Source organism: Binatus sp. (SeqCode) (assembly GCF_036522015.1).
Taxonomy (GTDB): domain Bacteria; phylum Desulfobacterota; class Binatia; order Binatales; family Binataceae; genus Binatus.
This window is the reverse complement of record NZ_DATDGQ010000396.1, coordinates 1-3497: the sequence shown is the minus strand read 5'-3', so window position 1 is coordinate 3497 and position 3497 is coordinate 1. Positions and strand designations below refer to the sequence as shown.

Genomic DNA, 3497 nt, shown 5'->3' with positions numbered 1-3497 from the left:
GATCGCGCGCCACCGCTCGAAGGTGCGATCGAAATACTCGCAACTTTGAAAGCGAGCGGCGCAGCCATCGCGATCGTGACGTCCAACTCGTCGAAAACCGTCCAGCGATGGTTCGACAAACCCGGCGGCGCGTCGGTCGATGCGATCATCGGACGCGACACTCTGCTCGGCCTCAAGCCGGCGCCCGACATGTTGGTTCGCGCACTCGAATTATTTTCCGTCGATCGATCTGACGCCGCGTTCGTCGGCGACAGCGACGCCGACCTCCGCGCTGCGCAAAGTTGCGGCGTTCGATTCTACGGAATCGCACCGACGGACAGCGCTCGCGATCGATTGCTCGCGGCAGGCGCCCCAGAAATCTTCGGCTCGCCCGCTGCGCTGGCGATTCATCTGAACTTGCCCGCTCTGTCATCCTGACGAAGCGAGCCGCGCGAGCGGAGGAAATGGCTTCTGGCCTCCGGACTGCGGCGCGTAAGCGCCGCCGGTACCGGTCTCCGAAATCGCGCAGCGGTCCTTTTGCCGCAAGCCTTGTGTCATCCCATCATATTAAGTAACTTGTTGAGTTCTGTAAGTAATCTATTCTCAAGGAGCATCAGTTTTAGCCGATGGATCAAGGGTTTACCTTGTGGTTTACAGGACTGTCCGGGGCGGGGAAGTCCACGCTCGCGAATCTGCTCGCCAAAGAACTTCGCGAGCGCGGCCATCGTGTCGAAATCCTCGATGGCGACGAAGTTCGCACCAATCTCTCCAAGGGACTCGGTTTTTCCAAGGAGGATCGCGACATCAACATCCGACGGATCGGCTACGTGTCCAATCTGCTGGCGCGCAACGGCGTGATCGCGATCTCGGCGGCGATTTCCCCCTACCGCGACGTCCGCGACGAGGTGCGCGGCCTACACCAGCGCTTCTTCGAAGTGTTCGTGCGATGCACGATTGACAAACTCGTCGAGCGCGACGTGAAGGGGCTCTACAAAAAGGCGCTGGCCGGCGAGATCAAATCCTTCACCGGGGTGTCGGACCCTTACGAAGAGCCGCTGAAGCCGGAGCTCGTCGTCGATAGCAGCACGGAGACCGTCGAGCAGAGCCTGGGCAAGTTGCTCGGGCGGCTCGAGGAGCTGAACTACATCAGCAAGGGAGCACGGCGATGAGCGTGCGCGACGACGCAATCTCGGCGCACGGCGGCGGCGAGCTGGTCGATCTCAAAGCGCCGGCGTCCGAGCGCGCTGCCCTCGCAGCGCATGCCGCGAAACTCGCGAGCGTCACGCTGAACGCGCGCGACCTCGCCGATCTCGAGATGCTGGCGACGGGCGCGTTCTCGCCCCTGACCGGCTTCATGGGCGAGGCGGATTACACCCGAGCGCGCGACGAGATGCGCCTTGCGTCGGCCGTGCCGTGGTCGATTCCGATCACGCTCGGCGTGGATGAGTCGACGGCGAAGTCGCTGAAGACCGGAACCGAGATCGCGCTCGCGACCGAGGACGGCAAGCGGCTGGCGATTCTCAAGCTCGCGGAAATTTACAAAGTCGATCGCAAAAGCGAAGCGCAAAACGTGTTCGGCACCGCAGAGGACGCGCATCCGGGGGCGAAGAACGTCACCTCGATGCCGCCGTATTGCCTCGCGGGGAAGATCACGCTCATCGAGGAAATACCGGGGCGCACGTTCCTTGAATTTCCGCGCGAGCCGCGGCAGACGCGTGAGGCGTTTCGCGAGCGTGGATGGAAAAAGATCGTCGCCTTCCAGACTCGCAACCCGACACATCGCGCGCATGAGTACATCCAGAAAGCGGCGCTCGAAATTTGCGACGGTCTGATGATCCATCCGCTGGTCGGCGAAACCAAGGGCGACGACGTGCCCGCCGCGGTCAGGATGGAGACCTACAAGGTACTGCTCGACGCGTACTACCCCAAGGACCGCGCGATGATCGGCGTGTTCCCGGCGCACATGCGCTACGGCGGTCCGCGCGAGGCGATTCTTCACGCGATCGCGCGGCGCAATTACGGATGCACGCATTTCATCGTGGGACGCGACCACGCCGGCGTCGGCAATTACTACGGCAGCTACGACGCGCAGAAAATCTTCGAGCGGTTCAAGCCTGAGGAACTCGGGATCACGCCGCTGATGTTCGAGAACACTTTTTACTGCAAGCGATGCAATTCGATGGCGTCGTTCAAAACCTGTCCGCATTCGGATGCAGACCGGGTGATACTGTCAGGCACAAAAGTCCGCGAGATGCTGCGCGCAGGCGAAGCGCCGCCGCCGGAGTTCACGCGCCCCGAGCTGGCAGCGATCCTGGTGAAAGCAATGCACGACGCGAAATAGCTCTTAATACCAAGGTGCAGGGGAAACCCACCCACGGTGGGTTTCATTTGGGCTAAGTTCCTTGCTTGATGGCGCGCTCGTGGGCAGCGCGCTTGGCGCGGGCGGGATCGCCGGACCAGGTCCAGGCGTGTTCGGTGCGGCTCACGCCTACAAGCACGCCTAGAAATGCGGATGGATGGATGAACAGTTCCGCCAGTCCCGCTTCGTCTTTGCGATGCGCCGCGAAACGCGCGCCGCGCGCCTTCAGGCGCTGTTCGAGTGCGCCGACGTCGTCGGTCTCGACGAAAAACATGTAGAGCGAGTCGCCGCGGCGTTGGTGAAAGCGGCCCATCGCAAGGTTGGCGTCGGTGATCTGCGCGATCTCGATTCGGTCCAGACGCGCGGGAGGATCGAACAGCGTCAGCGTGCCCGTGTATCCGAACTGCGTGCTTTCGATCGGACTGAACTTCGCCGCGTCGAGGCCGAAGATGCGCGCGTAGCGGTCCGAAGCAGCCTGCCAGTCGGCGACGACGTTGGTGACTTCGTAGGCCCACTTGATCGCGCCGACGGGTGCGCGTTCGTGATGCTGCGAGATGACGGTGCGCATCCCGAACGTCGCGCCGGAGTCGAGATATAGTTGCCCAGCGGATTGCTCGAAGTTGACTCCGGTCTTTGTCAGCTGATGTGCGGCGGCGTCGGGGTCGTCCACGGAAAATCCCGCGCCGAAAAGTCCGCCGCTCCATTTGGAGACGAACTCCTGGACGGGGCCTGCACCGTCGGGTTCGAGAAGTTCGATGAGACTCGATCCCGCCTGCATCGTGGATCGCCTGGCGCATAACGTCGCCGCTTTGTCGCGACGCACGAGCTCGCCGCCGAAGACTTCCTCGACGACCTCTTCGGCCGCATTGCAGTTCGCGACCGCAATCTGAACTCTGTCAACGCGCTTGAGCATCGTCGAGATCTTCTCCTCGCACTATTGGAGCGGCGGCTCGTCGTCGGGCTGCGCAAACACAGGCGAGCCGTGATGCATCACCATGAACCAGGCGTTGCCCACGCGCTCGAAGACGTTGGTGGCGAGCACGTTCACGCGTTGCGCGCCGTCATAACCACGCTGCGTCAGGTTTTCCTCGACCACGACGATCGCGAGATCGCCGCTGATCATTACTTCTATTTCGCCGAGCTCGAACTTCATCTCGAA

General features: G+C 62.2%; 5 protein-coding genes. 3 read left to right on the top strand and 2 right to left on the bottom strand.

Features of this window, described 5'->3' with window-relative positions:
* The 3 genes from VIW95_RS16850 to sat all read left to right on the top strand — a co-directional run.
* On the top strand, positions 1-417 hold a 417-nt coding region (locus tag VIW95_RS16850), incomplete at its 5' end, for an HAD-IA family hydrolase (RefSeq protein WP_331588707.1).
* A gap of 188 nt (positions 418-605) precedes the next feature.
* The gene (gene cysC, locus VIW95_RS16845; RefSeq protein WP_331588705.1) at positions 606-1148 is read left to right on the top strand and encodes an adenylyl-sulfate kinase; all 543 of its coding nucleotides are present in this window, start codon (positions 606-608) and stop codon (positions 1146-1148) included.
* Positions 1145-2320 carry a sulfate adenylyltransferase gene (gene sat / locus VIW95_RS16840; protein ID WP_331588703.1) on the top strand — a complete coding sequence of 392 codons (1176 nt, stop codon included), beginning with the start codon at positions 1145-1147 and terminating at the stop codon, positions 2318-2320. The genes cysC and sat overlap by 4 nt, the downstream gene beginning before the upstream one ends.
* 52 nt (positions 2321-2372) lie before the next feature.
* Here the strand turns inward: sat and VIW95_RS16835 are convergent, their stop codons facing one another.
* Together VIW95_RS16835 and VIW95_RS16830 are read right to left on the bottom strand one after the other, a co-directional pair.
* Positions 2373-3251, bottom strand: coding sequence for a VOC family protein (locus VIW95_RS16835; protein ID WP_331588701.1), 879 nt, complete (start codon positions 3249-3251; stop codon positions 2373-2375).
* Positions 3252-3272: 21 nt separating this feature from the next.
* On the bottom strand, positions 3273-3497 hold a 225-nt coding region (locus tag VIW95_RS16830), incomplete at its 5' end, for a YybH family protein (RefSeq protein WP_331588699.1).